18 protein-coding genes and 1 pseudogene are annotated in these 18,117 nt (G+C 46.9%); 8 read left to right on the top strand and 11 right to left on the bottom strand.

Going from position 1 to position 18,117, the window contains the following annotated elements; all coding sequences use genetic code 11:
- Positions 1-225 precede the first annotated feature (225 nt).
- Both H6F51_06265 and H6F51_06260 read right to left on the bottom strand, forming a co-directional pair.
- Positions 226-798: a hypothetical protein gene (locus tag H6F51_06265; protein MBD1822101.1), complete on the bottom strand. Its 573-nt coding sequence runs from the start codon at positions 796-798 to the stop codon at positions 226-228.
- 24 nt (positions 799-822) lie between these two features.
- The gene (locus tag H6F51_06260; GenBank protein ID MBD1822100.1) at positions 823-1,305 is read right to left on the bottom strand and encodes an NUDIX hydrolase; all 483 of its coding nucleotides are present in this window, start codon (positions 1,303-1,305) and stop codon (positions 823-825) included.
- Positions 1,306-1,501: 196 nt separating this feature from the next.
- Between H6F51_06260 and H6F51_06255 the strand changes: the two genes are divergently transcribed.
- On the top strand, positions 1,502-2,002 hold the full coding sequence (locus H6F51_06255) for an Orange carotenoid protein (GenBank protein ID MBD1822099.1): 501 nt from the start codon (positions 1,502-1,504) through the stop codon (positions 2,000-2,002).
- A gap of 3 nt (positions 2,003-2,005) precedes the next feature.
- Here the strand turns inward: H6F51_06255 and H6F51_06250 are convergent.
- Positions 2,006-2,413: pseudogene (locus tag H6F51_06250) on the bottom strand (biotin/lipoyl-binding protein).
- Between the two features lie 227 nt (positions 2,414-2,640).
- On the opposite strand from H6F51_06250, the gene H6F51_06245 reads away from it, so the two are divergent.
- Positions 2,641-3,840, top strand: a complete 1,200-nt coding sequence (locus tag H6F51_06245) for a PAS domain S-box protein (protein MBD1822098.1) — start codon at positions 2,641-2,643, stop codon at positions 3,838-3,840.
- A gap of 67 nt (positions 3,841-3,907) precedes the next feature.
- The gene (locus H6F51_06240; GenBank protein ID MBD1822097.1) at positions 3,908-5,944 is read left to right on the top strand and encodes a response regulator; all 2,037 of its coding nucleotides are present in this window, start codon (positions 3,908-3,910) and stop codon (positions 5,942-5,944) included.
- Positions 5,945-5,947: 3 nt separating this feature from the next.
- Here H6F51_06240 and H6F51_06235 read toward each other — a convergent pair whose 3' ends face one another.
- The gene (locus H6F51_06235) at positions 5,948-6,934 is read right to left on the bottom strand and encodes a GntR family transcriptional regulator (protein ID MBD1822096.1); all 987 of its coding nucleotides are present in this window, start codon (positions 6,932-6,934) and stop codon (positions 5,948-5,950) included.
- A gap of 370 nt (positions 6,935-7,304) precedes the next feature.
- Here H6F51_06235 and H6F51_06230 point away from each other — a divergent pair, with 370 nt between their 5' ends.
- Together H6F51_06230 and H6F51_06225 are read left to right on the top strand one after the other, a co-directional pair.
- Positions 7,305-8,018 carry a dienelactone hydrolase family protein gene (locus tag H6F51_06230; protein ID MBD1822095.1) on the top strand — a complete coding sequence of 238 codons (714 nt, stop codon included), beginning with the start codon at positions 7,305-7,307 and terminating at the stop codon, positions 8,016-8,018.
- 50 nt (positions 8,019-8,068) lie between these two features.
- The gene (locus tag H6F51_06225; GenBank protein ID MBD1822094.1) at positions 8,069-8,956 is read left to right on the top strand and encodes a S1 RNA-binding domain-containing protein; all 888 of its coding nucleotides are present in this window, start codon (positions 8,069-8,071) and stop codon (positions 8,954-8,956) included.
- Between the two features lie 69 nt (positions 8,957-9,025).
- Here the strand turns inward: H6F51_06225 and H6F51_06220 are convergent, their stop codons facing one another.
- From H6F51_06220 to H6F51_06195, 6 genes are all read right to left on the bottom strand, one after another.
- Positions 9,026-10,003, bottom strand: a complete 978-nt coding sequence (locus H6F51_06220; GenBank protein ID MBD1822093.1) for a 2OG-Fe(II) oxygenase — start codon at positions 10,001-10,003, stop codon at positions 9,026-9,028.
- 615 nt (positions 10,004-10,618) lie between these two features.
- Positions 10,619-11,698: a hypothetical protein gene (locus H6F51_06215; GenBank protein ID MBD1822092.1), complete on the bottom strand. Its 1,080-nt coding sequence runs from the start codon at positions 11,696-11,698 to the stop codon at positions 10,619-10,621.
- A 124-nt stretch (positions 11,699-11,822) separates the two neighbouring features.
- Positions 11,823-12,344, bottom strand: coding sequence for a BON domain-containing protein (locus H6F51_06210; protein ID MBD1822091.1), 522 nt, complete (start codon positions 12,342-12,344; stop codon positions 11,823-11,825).
- Between the two features lie 59 nt (positions 12,345-12,403).
- Positions 12,404-13,537, bottom strand: a complete 1,134-nt coding sequence (locus H6F51_06205) for a DUF2382 domain-containing protein (GenBank protein MBD1822090.1) — start codon at positions 13,535-13,537, stop codon at positions 12,404-12,406.
- Positions 13,538-13,810: 273 nt separating this feature from the next.
- Positions 13,811-14,323: a hypothetical protein gene (locus H6F51_06200; protein ID MBD1822089.1), complete on the bottom strand. Its 513-nt coding sequence runs from the start codon at positions 14,321-14,323 to the stop codon at positions 13,811-13,813.
- A gap of 34 nt (positions 14,324-14,357) precedes the next feature.
- Positions 14,358-14,798 (bottom strand): hypothetical protein, encoded by a 441-nt coding sequence (locus H6F51_06195; GenBank protein ID MBD1822088.1) that lies wholly within the window; start codon positions 14,796-14,798, stop codon positions 14,358-14,360.
- A 221-nt stretch (positions 14,799-15,019) separates the two neighbouring features.
- On the opposite strand from H6F51_06195, the gene H6F51_06190 reads away from it, so the two are divergent.
- The 3 genes from H6F51_06190 to H6F51_06180 all read left to right on the top strand — a co-directional run bounded on the left by H6F51_06190 (position 15,020) and on the right by H6F51_06180 (position 17,751).
- A complete protein-coding gene (locus H6F51_06190; GenBank protein MBD1822087.1) occupies positions 15,020-15,529 on the top strand; it encodes a hypothetical protein in 510 nt (169 codons plus the stop codon).
- A gap of 161 nt (positions 15,530-15,690) precedes the next feature.
- A complete protein-coding gene (locus H6F51_06185; protein ID MBD1822086.1) occupies positions 15,691-16,962 on the top strand; it encodes a hypothetical protein in 1,272 nt (423 codons plus the stop codon).
- A 96-nt stretch (positions 16,963-17,058) separates the two neighbouring features.
- On the top strand, positions 17,059-17,751 hold the full coding sequence (locus H6F51_06180) for a ribonuclease (GenBank protein ID MBD1822085.1): 693 nt from the start codon (positions 17,059-17,061) through the stop codon (positions 17,749-17,751).
- Between the two features lie 86 nt (positions 17,752-17,837).
- Here H6F51_06180 and H6F51_06175 read toward each other — a convergent pair whose 3' ends face one another.
- On the bottom strand, positions 17,838-18,107 hold the full coding sequence (locus H6F51_06175; protein MBD1822084.1) for a YciI family protein: 270 nt from the start codon (positions 18,105-18,107) through the stop codon (positions 17,838-17,840).
- Positions 18,108-18,117 lie beyond the last annotated feature (10 nt).

Here is an 18,117-nt window from a genome sequence, read left to right as displayed (position 1 = left end):
ATGGCTTTCCAAAGATTTCCGTCAGAAGAGCCATTCAATCACGTTGATCCATAGATCTAGAATACGACTAATTTGCTCAGTCAGCGATCGCGCTTTTCAGTCTTATTTTCCATTGCTACTTAATCTTTACAAGAGCCTCTAAGCAGGTCGAAAATGACTTCTGTAACATCGCTAACAGATGTTCTCCTCAACTCCATTAGAAGAACAGCAGTTTGGCATCTATGCTTACTTTTTCTTATCTTTGCGCTTCTTTTTGCCCGGTTTTTTAGATGCCACAGGTTCAGTAGGATGCAATTTATCGATCAAAGTTTTCGCACCTGAAACCGCACCCTCAACTGCTGTCATCGTCGTGTTACCTGCTGTTCCAACTGCCTGCTGTACCGATCGCCAAGTCCCCACTTTAAGCGTATCCACCACGTCGTCTAGTGTTGGTGCCACGTCTCGAACAGCATCGCGAACTGCCTCAATCACATCTTGTACACCCAGTGGCGAAGCTCCCATCCCGGAGGCTAGGGTCATTCCAGGTTGCTCTACTGGATGCGCGATAGTATGAGGAAGTTCTTGACCATTGCTGCCGTTCTCAGCCGTTGCAGGCAAAGGAGCATGAGCAGGAAACTTTTGCAGGAGGCGTTCGATCGCCGCTTCTATAATCTGTCCAAGCAGCACACTCGCCATCACCATGCCCGCAGTCTTGATGCTTTGTCCAGCGCTATCTAAGCGGGTCTGATTCTTTTGATCTTTAGTCTCTTTGTCTTTAGCTTTTTTATTGTGTTTCTTTTTAGATTTTTTCTTAGTCATATCACTACTTCAATCATAGGTGTTCTACTCTAGCTCTCTGCTCTTGCTCACGCCTTCTGCATTAGGGGAGAGCATTTCCGGCAGTTGGGCAAGCAGCCGTTTGAGTTGAGGATGTTGCACCTTTTTGATTGCTTGTAAAACGCTAAACCAGCGCCGCTTTCTGACTTTCGCTTCTGCCCAATCTTCGAGAACGACTTCAACTTGCATGAGAAAGACTTCGACTCGACAAGGCAGCCCTAGCTTTCGGCGCTGATAGTCTCCGATCGCCGGAGTTTTGACTAAACCGCGAACTCCTGCTTCTTCGTAAGCTTCTTTTGCTGCCGAGTCCGCCGCGGACATGAACGGTTCAATCCAGCCCTTGGGAATGCTCCAACGATCGACGTTTTTGGCGGAACTCCGTTTAGTTGTAGTAACTAAGAGCACCTCAATGTTACCCGATTGAATACGGTACGGAATCACGCCAGACTGATGGATTACTGGAAATTCTTTTTGATCAGAATGAGACAGTTTCAACGATCGTGCGATTGAACTCTTCTTTATTATCTTCTTTATTAATAGTGTTTGTTCAAAGGGAAACTTGCAATCCTGAGAAATTTAAACCATGCTACCTCTGTCTGTAGCTAGGTTCAGCGGTCTATCTCTGGCAGGTCGAGTAAAACAGTTCGTCTTGCTACGGTTTGGAGGTCGAATTGGTAACTACTTTATGACCTATACAACTTCGGGAACCGCAAACGATTTAGTCGAAGCGTTTCAGCAATTAGATGCTGATACTCAGCTTGCGTTGTTCTGGTTTATTTACAAGGAAATGGGCGGTGCGATCACACCAGCCGCACCTGGTGCAAGCACCGTTTCGCCCGCGATCGCAGAAGGTATCTTCAACCAAATTAAAGAACTCCCCCACGAAGAACAATTAAACGTACAGCGCGATTTGATTTGCCGCCGCAACACCCAACTCACTCGCGAATATGGCGCACTGGGTGATACAACCAAGCTGCTCGTCTGGTACTTGTTGGCGCAGGGTATGGAAAATGCAACGATCATCCCCATGCCGCCAGGATATCAGCTTGCAGAAGAGGCACAGTCTTTGCTTGATCGCGTGAAGCAAATGGAGTTTGAACAACAAATCACCTTCTTCAGAGACTATGTTGCACCGATGGGCGTTGATCCAACTGTGGCTGAGGTTGATCCTGAAACCGGACTGTAATTTTTAAGTTTCACAGGAAGTAAACCACTCCCTCCATACCCGCTTAGGGTATGGAGGGAGTGGTTTACGCTGCTCTAGTTGAATTAGGGGTTGTCCCGTCTTAACTTCCTGGTTTTCCTCAACAAACACTTGCTCGACCGTTCCTGAAACTCGTGAGCCGATCGAGCGAATATTTCCAGTAACAGTCGCATTATCCGTCGATTGATGTGCCGAGGAAAATTGCCAATAGAATTAGCCGAATGTACCTGCAGCGATCCCATTGGGAGATCTCAGATGTATTTGGGTTGATAATCGTTTAACGAGGCAGCTTTCATTGGAAATCTCACAGTGAAGCGATGGACAGATTAGAGCTAAGGAGTATTGATATACCTGTTTATTTAGTGCGCTAAATATTTTAACTAGAATGCTCATATGCGAGGATTACCTAGCGTGCGTACTATTTAAGAAAGAGAAAACTGCACCCTTTAATCGGTTCTCCAACAGAAGCGGAGGTATAGCAATCCGAAATGAAGTGGGGAGTGGAGAGTGGGGTGTCGATATAGCTCAGCTCTCTCTTTCAAGTTAAAGCCTGCCGCTAAGCTCAAATATCGGGCTAAATCTCTGATAAAGTTTGCTATGACCCCTGGGATTCATGTCACATGGACGAGACTTTAGACCCGAATCCTCCTGAGCTAGAATTACGCATTCGTGCCTTTAAAGCACAAGCTCAGGCGTTTCAGCGATCGATCACTGCTCTGCCGCAACCCGTTCAACCCGCGATCGATCACTCTCTCTCGACTGTCCTTGTTCAACTCGAAACTCTGCTCAATCCACACTCTGCGTCGCTGCTGATCGCAACCCACCAAACCGAAGAACAATGGTTAGCACTTAGTGCCTGTCTACCCTTTGGCATTTTTAGCTGTAATGTGCAGGGACAGTGTACCTACATCAATTCCCGTTGCGAAGAAATTGTCGGACATACGCTCGAAGAAAGTATTGGAGATCGCTGGCTAAAGTATGTGCATCCCGAAGATCGCGATCGGATCTTGCCTCGCTGGATCGAAGATGCCAAGGCAGAGCGACCTCACACTGAGCAATTCCGGGTTATTACCTCGGCTCAAGAAATCCGATGGTTGCATGTCAGAACTGCTCCGATGTTTTCAGAACAGAACGAGTTAATTGGGCATACCGGAACGATCGAAGACATTACTATTCAGAAGCTAGCAGAAGCCAAAGTCCAAGCGTCTCTACAAGAAAAAGAAGCATTACTCAAAGAAATTCATCATCGCGTCAAAAACAATTTGCAAATTATTTCGAGCTTAATTTATTTACAAGCACAGCGCATTCAAGATCCTGAAGTAAAACAAATTTTCAAGGATAGTCAAAGCCGGATTAGTTCGATGGCATTAGTTCACGATACTTTATACCGCTCTGAAGATTTTGCCAATGTCAACCTCTCAGAATACGTACAATCTTTGACGCTGAGTTTATTCAACACGTATCGAATTCAGCCAGAGCGCGTAAATTTATTGGTTCAAGTTCAGCCAAATATCGTAGTCAGCCTAGAGAAAGCAATTCCATGTGGTCTAATCCTGAATGAACTGATGACCAACGCTTTGAAGCATGGATTTATGGATGAAGAAATCGGAGAAGTAACCGTCATCTTGAACCATGATTCTTCTAAGGTTTGCTTAATCGTAGAAAATGACGGAAAAATTCTTCCTGAAAGTTTTGAGCTACAGGAAATTCGATCGATGGGGTTACGCTTAGTGAATGCTTTAGCGAATCAATTAAATGCTCAGATTACAGTTGAAAAAGCTCAAAAAACTCGGTTCAATGTCACATTCAATTGTGCTTAAATCTGTTGCTTAAAATATCTCAACAGAGCCTACAATAAGAGCGAATTAAGAAGTGAGAACGGTGAGCGTGAAAAGAATCCTTGTGGTCGAAGACGAAAGCGTTGTCGCTTGGCACGTGCAGGAAGTATTGCAAACATTTGGATACCAGGTGATTGCGATCGCAACCAGTGCCCGTCAGGCAATCCAGATTGCCACCACCCAGCGCCCGGATTTGGTCTTGATGGATATTTGCTTGCAGGGAAAAAGCGACGGCGTTTCTGCGGCAGAATATCTCTATCTCAAGCTGAATCTTCCCGTTGTTTATCTCACGGCTCACGCAGACGAATACACGCTCAGACGTGCCACCGAAACCTCTCCGTTCGGCTACTTGATTAAACCGTTTCACGAAGCAGATTTGCACACCACGATTCAGGTTGCCCTGCGTCGTCACCAGATGGAAGCGGCTCTTAAGGATGTCCAGCAATGGTATGCTACCACCTTAGTTAGCATTGGGGATGCCACGCTCGCCACCGATGTCGATGGATTCATCACGTTCATGAATCCTGCTGCCGAGTTCTTCACAGGCTGGACGCAGGAGCAAGCCTTGGGAGAATTTGCAGGACGAGTACTGGATCTAATCGATGAAGAGACCGGAGCGCCCATCAACAACCCGATTCTGGCAGCTTTATGCCAGGGTGATACAATTACATTGCCCGCTCGTGCAGTTTTACGATCGCGCGACGGAACAAAGCGCCCTGTCGGTGACAGTGCCTCTCCAATTCGCAACCGAGATGGGGAGATTATTGGTGGCGTTATGGTGTTTCAGGATATGAGCGATCGCTGCCAGCGCGAGTCGAGTCTAGATGCCCAAAAGCAAATTCTGGAGACCACGCAATCGCTGTTGAGCGCTCAGCTAAAAGAGCGTACTGAACAGCTTCAATTTGCAATCGCGGTTGATCGACTCCGCCAGCGTATTTTCGATCAGTGCGATACCGATCGAACGGAATTTCTCCAGTGGATGCTGCAAGAAATTGGGCAAACGCTAAACCTTCACTACAGTTGGATTGCCTTTCACGACCCAGCCGCGGCGATTTCGACGATCGCAGCGGAGTTTAATGCTGAAGATGCGGAACCGAGATCGCTGCTGCGGCGCACGGTAGAAACTGCGAAATTCTCGTCGTTTTATTCGCGGCTGTTTCAGCGCCAGTGCTGGCTCTGTCCACCCCTAGAGACCCTACCGCCGATTTATCGCGCCCTGGCTCAAGTGATTGTCTGCCCCATTCAGGGAAAGCACGGCACGATCGGCGAATTCGGCATTATTCTGTCAGAGTACCCGCGCTGGAGCGAGTTTCAAGCCGAGGCGATCGGACAACTGGTCAGCCAAGCGATCCGAGCCTATCAATCTGCCCAGCAAAACCAGATTGCACAAGCGCAGATTGTGGAACTGAGGCAGCTCAAGGCGCTCCAGGATGAATTTATTGAGGCGCTGTCTCACGAACTGCGGACACCGCTAACAAATATGCGAATGGTGATCGAGCTAATGCAGCACGGGGTTGCTTCTCTGATCGATCCAGACGTTCCCAACCCTCATGTTCAACGGTTAGATCAATACTTGAACATTCTGCGGCAGGGGTGGCAAGAAAAATTCCGCTTAGTGAGCGATTTACTCGTGTTTCAAAATTCTTCAAGTTCTTCAGATGCGATACCCCTGACCGAAGTGCAAATTCATGATTGGCTAGCGCTCTTAATCGAGCGATTTTCGCGAGACACCACGATCGTAATTCAGCTTAAACAAACTCTAGACCCAGTTCCCAAACTGCTCGTTCACTTGCCCACCCTGGAAAAAGCGCTGAGTCAAATGCTCTTGTATCTCAATCAGTTGACTCCTGATTTACCGATTCAACTCCACACACAAATCGATCTTGAGCAGCAAACGTTTTGCCTCTCCGCCAATTGTGCTTTGAAGAGCGGCAACGAAATCGGGCTTCAGCAAGAACAAAATATTTCTAGCCTGAGATTGGCATTGCTGCGGCGATTTGCATTTGATTTAGGTGCAGATTTAATCGTGAACCAGCAATCGGAAATGACGGTTCTGAAGCTGGCTCTACCCATCAGAATTGCCTAATCCTTATTCCAAACCTAGCTCTCGTCTCAGTAGATTAATCGATTTGCCCACAATAAAGTTTTCGCAGCAGATGACTTGAGGCGGGCGAATGATGTCATCGCGAGAAGCTGAGATCGTTGCTTTTACGCTTGCACAACTTACCTGATCAAAGCAGAAAATCGTTTGTGCCGTTCTCACCATTGCATTGAGTTTATAGCGATCGTCTATCTGTGCGGTCATGACTAACAGGTCATCGCCGCGCAAGCTGTGGATAATCACCTCCGCTACGCCGACAGTTCCACCGCTCAGGCTGACAATGCCTAAACAAGTGCCTTTTGGCATGACTTTGACCAGCTTCAATTCCTGCTCAAAATCGTAGATATCGATCGGAATAACTCGCGCTGCTTTCGGAGACGCGATCGCTTCAGCTTGGGCGATAAAGTAACGACTGGTCACGACGGTACTCGATCGCGTTTGATCTAGCACTTGTCCAAGTTCTTCCATTGGCACAAGCTGCATCGGAATTGCCAGAGCGCGCTCTAGTTCCCGCATCAAAACTTCCCCGTTTGCCAAATCATGTTGGGGAGCTGTCACGAGAACTGAAGCGCTACACCGCAATCGCCAATCAATCTCTGCAAGAAATAATTCTCGCGCCTGTCCGAGTGAACAGCCTTGTTTGACCAGTTCATCCAAGCTAGATTGAATGATTTTGTGGGCTTGGGGATATTGTTCAAGCAGGGGAGACTTGATGTGTGCCCCTGTATCGTGCCCTTGATCGCGCACATAAATTCCAGACCCCGCTTGAGCATCGACCACGCCTGCATCTTCTAGTTGGCGATACACTTTGCTAATTGTGTTGCGGTGTAGTCCGGTTTGCATTGCCAGTTGTCGAGTGCTGGGTAAACGATGTCCGGGTGGAAATTGCCGCGATGCGATCGCAAATAAAATCTGGTTATACAGTTGAGTTGATGCCGGGATATCGCTATCTGGCTGAATATGAAATTGCACCATGCCCGTGCCCTCAAACCTCAATCATGGAATCTTACTGGAAAAATCTTTTAGTGGTTGTGCTTTTAATTAGCCCACAAACGTTGTCCTCATTTTAGAAGAGAGAGGCAATGAGTTGGGTACTTCTTCGGGGTTGCGATCGGTCGTACTGAAATCAGAACGCATTATTCCTCAATCACTTCCGCTTCTATAAACTCAACTTTATCTGCTTGACATCAATTCTGCTGACCCTGATAGAGACAGTATAGCCTGCGATATTTTGATCGCTCTTTTGAATTTGTCACGGTAGTTAAAGTTAGAACGGTCTATTTTCGTCGATCTGGAGCTGCGTTTTTCGTTCAGAATACAGAGTGTTGGGTTGTGAGACGCGATCGTGAATTCCTCCTGGATCAAACTTTCAACTGGTTCGCTTGATATTGATGCCTACATCAGCGAACCGGATGTTTCCGCATCGTCTGCCATTATTGTGATTCAAGAAATCTTCGGGGTGAATTCGCATATTCAAGCAGTGACAAAGCGATTGGCGCAAGCGGGCTACTTGGCGATCGCGCCCGCGATTTTTCAGCGAACTGCACCCGGATTTGAGGTGGAATATAGCGAGGAAGGCACCAAGCTTGGGCGATTTCACAAGGATCAAACGACAGCGGATCAATTGCTGAGCGATTTGAGCGCGACGATCGCGTTTCTGCAAACCAAAGGCTTTAACGAAGTGGGCACGATCGGGTTTTGCTTCGGTGGGCACGTTGCCTATCTGGCAGCAACGTTGCCCGAAGTCAAGGTGACCGCTTCCTTCTATGGTGCGGGAATTGCGACAATGACACCGGGCGGGGGAGAACCAACGATCGCTCGAACGCCAGAAATTAAAGGAACGCTGTATGCTTTTTTCGGTACACAAGATCCACTGATCCCGATCGACCAAATCGACCAAATTGAAGCCGCGCTGAAAGAGCATCACGTTGATCATCGCGTCTTTCGCTATCCCGCAGGACATGGATTCTTTTGCGATCAGCGATCGGACTACAATTCAACTGCGGCGGCGGATGCTTGGGAACAAGTTAAGACGTTATTTTCGAGACTAAGGCACTAGAATTAGAAAGCCAGTTAAGTGGCGATCGTATTTTTCAGGAATCAGTAGAAATGCCAGATCGATCGACTAATGCTTCCTTTTCGATGGAAGATTTCGCTAAAGCTCTAGAGCAGCACGATTACGAGTTTCAAAAGGGGAAACGAGTGACGGGTAAAGCGTTTAGCTATGAAAGCGATGGTGCTTTAGTCGATATCGGAGGAAAATCTCCGGCGTTTTTGCCGATCGAAGAAGCGAGTGTGCGACGGGTGACGGATGTGTCAGTAGTGCTGCCGTTGGATGAGGAGCGAGAATTCGTCATTGTGCGCGAACAGGATGCCGATGGGCGCGTGACCATTTCTCTGCGTCAGCTTGAACTTCAGAAAGTTTGGGAACAGCTTGCGGATTTGCAGGCAACCAATCAGAGTTTACAGGTTCGGGTGACTGGCTCAAATAAAGGTGGTGTTACCGTTGATGTGCAAGGATTACGAGGCTTTATTCCACGATCGCACTTAGTCGAGCGCGAAAATCTCGATGCGCTGAAAGGGCAGACACTATCTGCGACGTTTTTGGAACTGGATCGCGATCGCAACAAAATCGTTTTGTCAAATCGTCTGGCAGCACGAGCGGCAAACTTCAGCCAGTTAGAAGTGGGTCAACTGGTCGAAGCAACGATTACCAGTCTCAAGCCGTTTGGTGCGTTTGCCGAATTTGATGGCACAACGGGTCTACTTCACATCAATCAAATTAGTAAGAACTACATCGAATCCCTTCCCTCGCTGCTGCAAGTCGGACAGGTGATTAAAGCGATGATTGTCGATTTGGATGAAGGGCGAGGACGAATTTCGCTTTCGACTCGTGTGTTCGAGAATTATCCGGGAGAAGCGATCGAGGACTTTGCCAAACTGATGGACGAAGCCGAATCGCGGCAGGAACGCGCTCGGAAAAATCTGCTGGGTTAAGGATAAAGAGGGCGATCAGGCTTGGACTAGAGCGATCGCCCTTCTAAGCAGCATTAAAGCCTCAAAGTTCTAGGGCTTTGAGCCATCTCGCAAAGTTTCTTGATTGTTGTATCGCTTCCAATATTCGATCAATCGATAGTCTGGCTTCTGGAACAAGTTCCACCTGCTAGATTTGAGCAACTTCTGATACTTTTTCGGAGAAACTATCTTTAATGTTGCTGCGGCTGTGCGTAAATATAGCGATCGTAGTCCGGTCTTTTGTAAAAATCTAGCAGCCGCTTCATTGCGATTGATTGCAGTATCAATCAAAAGGATCGGAAAGCGCGTGAGTGCTACATATTTCCAAAACTGTAGCTTCTCTCCAGGAGCAGCAAAGAACTCTGTATCGTGAATGTGTGTATGGCGCTCTTCGGGCGCAGGAAGTTCGGTGTAGTAGTAAAAATTGATTGCCTTACGAGTCATTCCCGCTGGCAAAGTGACATCAGAAACACTGTGAAAAGCATATCTTGTATTTTCAAAGACAACGCAGCGATTGAATAATGGCTCGATCACCACGTTTTGCTTGATTTTCCTATCCCATAAGTTCAGTTCGCCGCCATACCCAGGTTGCCATCCTCGATTGAAGTAAGTGAGCAGGGTGAGACGACGGTAGAAGTGGGTGTTTAAGTGACGATTGCGATCGCGGTGGATTTTATGTACGCCCCCCTTTTTCGCGGTTAAAAATCCGGCACCCTGATAGAGCGGATCGCAGAATAAGGGTTGCTCTACCCCAAAAACTTCTTGCATATACTTCCTGAATTCTGGAGATTCAAGCAGCTTGAACAAGCTTCTTGAGCTTGCGCGTTGAACGATCGTTTGGTGGCGGGGATTGAGGTGCCAACCATCTAGCAATCCATAATCTGGGGAGTGACGTGGCATTTCCTCTGGCTTCGGAAAGTTCCGCTCGATTTGGTGAGCCAAGTCATCGTCTAGAAAGTTATCGATGATGATGTAGGGAAAAGGGTCACGAACGACTTGGATGTTGTTTAGCGTGTGAGTCAATGTCATAGCACTTCGTCAGGAAATGTACGTGTACGAAATGGTAGAAGTCCATCTGAGATGGCGGGAGCGATCCTTGCTTACAATTCTGCGCTCCAAGTTTGGGCATAGTTGGGCATAAGTTCAATCCAGACACTAGGGAATAGACCCGCTGTATGTATGAGGGATCGCTCTGTCTGATACTCTTACTTTCAAATTCTTCGATCGCACCCCTGCAGCCCTGAGCAAGCTTATCTCTATGAGTAAGCGACACAACCTTGATGCGGTTCAATGTATAAGAATTAATCTAACAGTGCAAGGTTTAACGCCAGCCTAAAGCGATCTCTAGCGTTATCTTTTTCTTACTGTAAATTCTTTGTAAAGAAGACCGAAATTCAACGGAGTAGATTGCCAAATCGCATCGTCCTGAATTATAAAAGCAAGATCAAGCTAAAACAGTTCAATAGTAGTATTTTGGATAATGGAAGAATAATAAAATACAGTTGCGAACAGCGCAAAAGCAGGGTATTGCTTCACTCTATTTCAAAAATTTTCCTTAATAACACTGTTATTACGATTAATTATTTAATTATTTGTAAGCAGTACGGTGAGAGTACGTAAATCGATTTACGTACTCTCACCGTACTAAGTAGCAAGTCCTACTTCGTTTAAAGGTTGGGCGTTGCATCGCTGCTCGATCGCACTTAACACCTCCGCTTCTTGAGGAGAAATGCCGTCTTTGCTTTCGGCAATGCGGCGACACTGAGCCAGCAAAGGTGCAGCAAAATCGCAGTTTAACTGATCAAGTAATGCGCCGAGCGGTTGAGGCGATCGTAGGTTTGTCTCGATTGTTTTAAGCGAAGAAGGTTCTAGCTGTAGGGTCTTCAAGTCTGGAAGAATTGACTCCCAGGTTTTTCCTGGATAGCTAGCAAGCAGCATCTGTGCAAGAACTTGATCCATGATGGCTTGCTGATTGATGGCGAGATTGAGATAGTTTTCGCTCTGCTGATGAATGCGTTGGAGTATTTCAGTTTGGGGTTCATTGTTTGCCAGCTTTGCTTCATAAAATCGACTGGCAGCATAGCCCAAGGAGTAAAGAATCGTCGCATTGGTGCTAGCTCCGATCGCGGCTCCCGCAAACGGCACATTTCGCAAGAATCTTAAGCCTGCCTTTAAAGCATTGCTTCCACCCAGCGCTAAACCAAAAATTGCTAATACTTCTCCTTTGCGCTCCGGCTCCCGCAGATTCAATCCGTAAGCGGCTGCAATCTCATACACTAATGCAGTTTGTAGTGCCGTGGTTGCAGCGAGATCGAGCGCTAACAATGCTGTTGCAAACCCTGGAAGGATACTTGTGACAAAACCTGTGCTTCCAGCTTGTACTGCTTTTTTGACAATTAAACGATGTGCAATCTGCGCCGCAGTTTCATCGGGAAATTGGCGTTGAAGTTTTTTCGCTGCTTCCTCGGCTTTTTCGAGGTCAACTTGATTGCTAATTCCAATCAGCCATTCTAGCTTCAGAACACCTGCGAACCGTCTGACAATGGGATTTCGCAGGAGTGGAAAGTTCCCGACAAAATCTAAGACATGACCTGCACGTCTGCTTAAACGCCCGATCCAACCGATCGAGCCTTGGGCGATCGTTCTTCCGAAGTCGAATACGTTTGCAGCGCTGCTTTTGCGGGTGCTTAAAGAATTGTGGGTGGGTTTGCTAGAGGGTGCCATCAATTTAGATTGCAGAACTTTAATTAACAATGATGACTGCTGTAAAGGGCAATTCCATCATTCTTAGTGAACAATCTTGAACAGCCCAGAGTATTAGAAACACTGGGCTGCTGACTAAAAGCGTTTAGTTTTTATTAGTCGTATGATCCTGCGTTATGTTTTTGCTATCAGGATTGGGAGCGTCTGGCTTTGCTGCTTGCTTGGTTTTAACTTTGAGTTCAACGGCTTTGACCCCGTTAATCTGCCTAGCTAAAGTGCCGATTTTACCGAGTTGGCTTTGATCCACAACTGTACCGCTCACTGTAACCTTTCCATCTTTCGCATCTACTGCTAATGCACTGTTTGGCAGATTGGCTTCGAGCTTCGATCGCACTTCGCTCGCGAGGTCACTATCATCCCTTACATTTGGATCGCCGATCGCTTGATTGCGCTGCTCCCGCGATCGAATATCGGAATTCAGTTGCTTTCTGCGAGTTTCGTCAGTCGCATCATTCTGACTCGCTTGTGCAGCAGGTTTGTCTACGTTTTGACTGTCTGGCGCTGTTGTGGTGGTATCAGGTGCTTCACTACTCGTTTTTGCAGGGCCGCAAGCTGCGGTACTAATAGCCAACAGACCACTGAGGAAAAGAAGAGTAACTTTTTTCATGACTTTACAAAATAATTGGCTAAGGAGCGAGAGCATTCTTTCCCGCTCCTGATGTTGATTTAACGTTGGTCTAGATCACGATCGACGATCGCTTCGCCTTCGGTGTGGACATCGATTTCTTCACGACGCAGGGTTTCTTCGACGGCAAGAGTTTCTTGAACCACTTCCTTGCGAACAACCACTTCCTCACGCACAAAAGCTTCCTTCTGAATTTCGGGAGTTTCTTCGTACACTTCTACGTGAATTTCTGCGTTACTAAAAGCATCGCTTCCTGCCACCGCTTCTGTGTTGGTCGGAGTGATCCGCTCGATCACAACCCGCTCTTTCTCGATCGGAACCGAGACTTGACGAGTTTCGGTTTCAATGTGCTTACCGATTGCGACTTCTCCAGTCTTATTGCGATCTTTGTCTACAATCAAGCGTTCTTCGTACAAGCGAACCGCTTCATCATCGGTTGCAGGAGTGCGATCGACAAGGGGTGTTGCAGGCGTTTCCATTCTGGTGGGAGCGACGACCGGAGCCGCTGTCTCAACTCGCTTTTGGGTTGCGACCGGGGCATCGGTCAAGGCGGCACTGCTTTCGAGCGGCATCATTGCGGGCGTGGCAGCAGCCTGATGAGTATTCGTGGGCTGATCATAAACCGCCCAGTCGTGCAGTCCATTTTGGTGATTGAGGATTGTTTCAGCACGTCGGATTTCTTCGTCTGTGCCATCCACAACCACAAGATAGTCGCCTTGCTGAACGCGATCGTTGTAGATCTTAGCTTCACGTTCAGGAATTCCGAGTCCAACTAAGCCACCAAGCAATCCACCCGATGCTGCACCGATCGCGGTTCCTGCGGCTGCGGTTGCCAGCGTGGTTGCGGCTGCACCCGCCAACATAATCGGGCCTACGCCCGGAATCGCCAGAGTTCCTAAGCCGACGAGCAAGCCTGTTAAGCCACCCAATGCGCCGCCAGATACGGCTCCAACACCTGCGCCTTTGTCCGCTTTGTTGCCCATGCGCTTGGTTGTCTCTGCGCCTGCAATGTTCTTGTCGTGATCTGCATCACGAGCAATCACAGAAACGTGATCCATATTAAATCCTGAAGCCTTCAGCTCATGCAGCGCGTTTTCTGCATCTCGGCGATTAGAGAAGATTCCAACTGCTCTTTTGTGGTTGCTCATAGGGGTGCTTTGATGACCTAAAACCATAATATTTAAATTCCAAAATGAGATTGATTAATGAACAGGTTCGTACAGACTCAATTAACACTAAATTGAATGACAAACTCATCAGCTAAAGGAGGCATTGATCAATAGAAAATTTATCCACCTTGAGAGAGATAACGATCTTCAATCAGTCGCGAAGTGGGGAGTAGAGTGCCGTTTCCTTTTCAACATCCCTACTCCCTACTCTTTTTAGCGCTCATTTTTAGCGCTCACAACTCAACCAGAATCGTTATAGATTCGGGGATCGAATTGGGATTAGCGATGACCGAACCATTTCGCTGCGATCGCGCCGAGGGCTGCCCCTACCATTGGATTACTCAGAAACTTCACCAACGCAGGCTGATCTGCCAACACTTCTTGGAAAATATCGGGATGGTTGTGGTACGCAAAACTCGCTAGCTTACTCACATCATCCGCGCTCATCCGGCTAGGATGGTGGGTCGAAAGACCCAGCTGATGTTCTAAATCGCGATCGTGAATACCGCGTTTTTTCAGATGGCTGAAGAACTCACGCGCAACATCATCGCGCTCGTTCGGTTGAATTTGCGCGATCGCTTTTTGCAATTCGGGTTCCATTTGCTGAGTGGGGACTCGATCGGGATGGAAAGACCGTTGGAACAATTGATGGCGCTGATCGCGGGTTGTTCTTTGAGCAAAATCATCAAAGTTTTGATAGTCCTGCGAACTGTCTGTATCTCCCAGGCTTTCTTTGTTTCCGCCTGCTAAGTCTTGCATCACCTGACGCTTGTATGCATCACTACTTGTCATTGTTTTATCTCCTAAGTCAAATCACAATTAATTACTAACCAGCTTGATACTGGATCTGCTTCGATTGCTCATCATATTGAGCAGTCAGAATCAGCTTTTTATCAGGCGCATAAACTAAAACTGTTAAATCTTGATTCGGAAAATTCTTGTGGAAGCCTTGAGCCAGCGATCGAGCTAAGTCTCTCACTTCGTTGGGTCGAACTTGAGGCGAAATCACTACCCCTAGCTTGTTGTTGTCCCGCACATAAGCATCCTTGATCAAGCCTTTACTGGCACTGATCACCCAGGTACCAAAGTCTTGACCCGCAGACGAATTGCCATAGGCAAGTTGTCCATAGCTACTGGTGCGATCGCTTTGCGCTTGAGCGGGGGGTTGTTTTGCCGTTGCTGTCCCACCACATGCGGTTGTTAGTGTTAACAGAAGAACGAGCGCGATCGCGGTTAAAAATCTACGCCCTTGTTGAAAAAAACTCACATTTACCTCCTTCTCTTCTTAAGTAATCGGAGTGCTTTTACTTAAGAGTAAAGAGGTTGCGCGATCGCAATTCACCAGTCTGTGGTGTGATCCCCAAATGCGTCTAACGAAGCCCTAAGATAGACACGATAGACAGATGATGCTTTGATGCCGGATTCCTACGCTGAACATCAGTACACTCGTTTCGATGTTGTACTCAATAGGAATGATTGGATATTAATATGAATTCATTAAAGCTAAATTCTGATGAGTGCTCTGCTTTTGGTCAGCTTGTGTTGCAGTATTTAGAGGAAAATCCGCAGACGAATATGAGCCAGCTTGCAAGAGAGGTAAATATTTCGCGGGCGGGATTTGGGTGGATTTGCCTCAAGCAAAGCAACCCCGACGAAGAAACAGCAACTAAAGTAGCTCGATTAATCGGTGCAAATATAACCGAGGTGTCACGACTGGTGCATGAAAACAAGCTAGAGAAATTGGCACAGCGTCATCAGCTTGTCTATGCAACTCGATTCAGCAAAGATGGGTTTCACGCTGCAATTCCGCTTGAAGATGCGATCGCTGGATTGAATGCTCTGTTTCAAGCCTTTCACACGGTAACGCAGAGTATTCCAGAGCCTGAAAAACCGACTGATTTCCAGATTTATAAACAAGCTTATGAGATTATCAAACGAGATTTTTTAAGCCGAAAAATTTCAAGAAAGCACTACGATTCCCATCAGGATCGAAATTAAATTTGGGCGATCGCACTTTTCTGAATCTTAGGCAAGTTAGAAACCTGTCACATTGCCGATCCTCTTTGGTCTGCATCTCCTTTTAGATAGAGAAAGCACAACGGGGATGTGTTCTAACCACTTCACCTGAATAATCCCCGATTCAGGCGATGAGACAGATTATGTTGAGAAGATTTCGGCGATCGCTACAACAATTTTTTACGCGAACTCGATCGATCAACAAACAACCACTGAATGCAGTGAGTTTGATTGTGATCATTTTGATCGATATTTTCATTTTAGTTAATGTGTTTACGGGTCTGAATGATATTAGTAATTGGACAATCAGCCCGAATGAGGCTTATCCCTGCTATTCGGAGTGGCGCGACTATCGAACTTCTACCGCACAGAACAAAGATTTCGAGAGAGTTCGTAGCGCCGTGGTGAATAACTCTCCTGAGATATTTCCAGGAGAAACATCGCCGCGATCGGTGGGATTTCAGGAGCGATATCAGCAAGCGAATCAGGGAAGATTAGGAAGTGTTTCACCGACTTGTCTAGCGTTTGGAGGACTGAAAGACAAGGTTGATAATCCTACAAACCAGAAGCTTATTAAAACGATCGACCAAAAACAAAACAGCATTGGCAATCTGGAGAATTCTAATCGCACCATTCGCGCTCAATACGATTCGACGCTGCTGGAAAAGATTGCAGGACAAGATCGTGACCAATCGATTAATAATGTGGGTGCCGAGAAAGCTAAAGCACAACTCGAGCAAAACAATCAGCAGATTGCTCAACTGAGAGGAGAGATTGCCAAGCTTAGAACGGAATTAGTCACAAAACCTGAAAGCGTTGAGTTTTTTAATTTTCTTAGAAATGATGGCGCGTTCTCTGAGGTTGAGCGGGGATATAAACAAGCATCCTTCTGGTATCCCAGCATTCAGCTCGCCTTTCAAGCCTTGTTCCTTGTGCCTCTGTTGATTGGTGCAGGATTGGTCTACCGGTTTGCGGAGCGGAGACGCTATGGACTGGTTGCACTGATTAGCTGGCATTTGCTGATCATCTTCTTTATCCCGCTGATTCTGAAAATCTTTGAATTTCTGCAAGTTGGTGCATTATTCAAGTTTTTGTTCGATATCATCAGCGCGATTTTTGGTGGATTGCTGTTTCTGGTGAGCTATGCCTATATTTTGCTCATTCCGATCGCAGGATTTGCCCTGATCAAGCTCTTCCAAAAGATTGCCGTTCGGACTAAACTCCCGCCTTCTGCATTAGTGCAACAGTCTCGCTGTCTTAACTGTACGAGAACCTTGAAGCACAATGAAAACTACTGTCCGCACTGTGGCTATCATCAAAATTTAGAGTGCCACAACTGCCACCAGCCAACTTACAAGCACTTACCCTACTGTCGCAACTGTGGAACAGAGCAAGATTTGAGTCGATCGGACTAAGGCTTTAACCTACAATAATCTCGGTTTGCTTCTCAAGCTCCGAAATTCAGATTGCTCTAATTGATTCTACAAGGACTCTTTGTGTTCAGAAAAGCGATGTTCAAAAAAGCCATTATTCCAGCTCTACTGCTGGCTGGAATTTGCGCCCTTCCAGGGATTTCAGAAGCACGTCCTTCTCGTCCCAAACCTGCTCAGCAAACTCGGAATGTTCCAGGACAATTCGATTATTATGTGATGGCGCTTTCTTGGTCGCCGGATTACTGTGCAACGAATGGCAACCGCGATCCTCAACAATGCGGCGCAGGACGGCAATTAGGCTTTGTCCTGCATGGGTTGTGGCCCCAGTACGATCGCGGCTATCCACAAAACTGCACTACCGAAGCATTTAACCCAAGAATGCAGCAACAGTTTCCGGGTCTTTATCCCAGTTCAAAGCTATACAGTCACGAATGGGAAAAGCATGGAACTTGTTCAGGTCTATCTCAAGTGCAATACCACCAATTGTCAAAAACGTTCAAAGAGAGTGTTACGATTCCCGATCGCTATGTCCGCCCAACTCAACCATTTCGTGTGACTTTGACGCAGTTTAAACAGGATTTTGTCAGGGCTAATCCTGGTTTTACAGCAAACAGTGTTGCTCCGAGTTGTTCGGGGTCAGGACGGTTTTTACAAGAAACGCTGGTGTGCTACTCGAAAGATGGCAAGCCTGGGACTTGTAGTGAAGAAGTGTTACGACGATCGCGAAGAAGTTGTGGTCAGGCGAACTTTTTAGTGCGGAGTGTTCGGTAAGAATTACAGATATACAGTTTCGCTGCGTTGCAAGTAGTTTGCAACGCAGCGAAAAAGTCGAACGGTAACTTTTAAGCGATCGTCGCTTAAATCGCCTGAATCCATTCTTTGATGTCGTATTCCGTCCAGATTTGGTTTTGCCAATACGGATCAGACTCAATCAAATCACGCACGATCGCTTCATTCTCAGCCTCGTAAATCCCAAACACTTTAGTTACATCTTTGGTCGGGCCGATCGTAATCAAAATTCCATCTTCTTTTTGTTTGGCGAGTCCATCTAAATGAGCTTGGCGATATGGTGCTCTTTTTTCTAGCACATCTTCGCAATAGCTCCCCCAAACCACATATTTAGGCACAATCTCACTC

The sequence above is a fragment of the Cyanobacteria bacterium FACHB-DQ100 genome (assembly GCA_014695195.1).
Lineage (GTDB): Bacteria > Cyanobacteriota > Cyanobacteriia > Leptolyngbyales > Leptolyngbyaceae > Leptolyngbya.
The sequence above is the reverse complement of the archived record's forward strand: the minus strand, read 5'-3'. Positions and strand labels throughout refer to the sequence as shown.

Coding starts and splice junctions, on each gene's coding strand:
- H6F51_06185 (MBD1822086.1), top strand. CDS start 15,691: ATGTTGAGAAGATTTCGGCGATCGCTACAACAATTTTTTACGCGAACT.
- H6F51_06210 (MBD1822091.1), bottom strand. CDS start 12,344: ATGAAAAAAGTTACTCTTCTTTTCCTCAGTGGTCTGTTGGCTATTAGT.
- H6F51_06255 (MBD1822099.1), top strand. CDS start 1,502: ATGACCTATACAACTTCGGGAACCGCAAACGATTTAGTCGAAGCGTTT.
- H6F51_06220 (MBD1822093.1), bottom strand. CDS start 10,003: ATGACATTGACTCACACGCTAAACAACATCCAAGTCGTTCGTGACCCT.
- H6F51_06200 (MBD1822089.1), bottom strand. CDS start 14,323: ATGACAAGTAGTGATGCATACAAGCGTCAGGTGATGCAAGACTTAGCA.
- H6F51_06225 (MBD1822094.1), top strand. CDS start 8,069: ATGCCAGATCGATCGACTAATGCTTCCTTTTCGATGGAAGATTTCGCT.
- H6F51_06205 (MBD1822090.1), bottom strand. CDS start 13,537: ATGGTTTTAGGTCATCAAAGCACCCCTATGAGCAACCACAAAAGAGCA.
- H6F51_06245 (MBD1822098.1), top strand. CDS start 2,641: ATGGACGAGACTTTAGACCCGAATCCTCCTGAGCTAGAATTACGCATT.
- H6F51_06235 (MBD1822096.1), bottom strand. CDS start 6,934: ATGGTGCAATTTCATATTCAGCCAGATAGCGATATCCCGGCATCAACT.
- H6F51_06190 (MBD1822087.1), top strand. CDS start 15,020: ATGAATTCATTAAAGCTAAATTCTGATGAGTGCTCTGCTTTTGGTCAG.
- H6F51_06265 (MBD1822101.1), bottom strand. CDS start 798: ATGACTAAGAAAAAATCTAAAAAGAAACACAATAAAAAAGCTAAAGAC.
- H6F51_06215 (MBD1822092.1), bottom strand. CDS start 11,698: ATGGCACCCTCTAGCAAACCCACCCACAATTCTTTAAGCACCCGCAAA.
- H6F51_06180 (MBD1822085.1), top strand. CDS start 17,059: ATGTTCAAAAAAGCCATTATTCCAGCTCTACTGCTGGCTGGAATTTGC.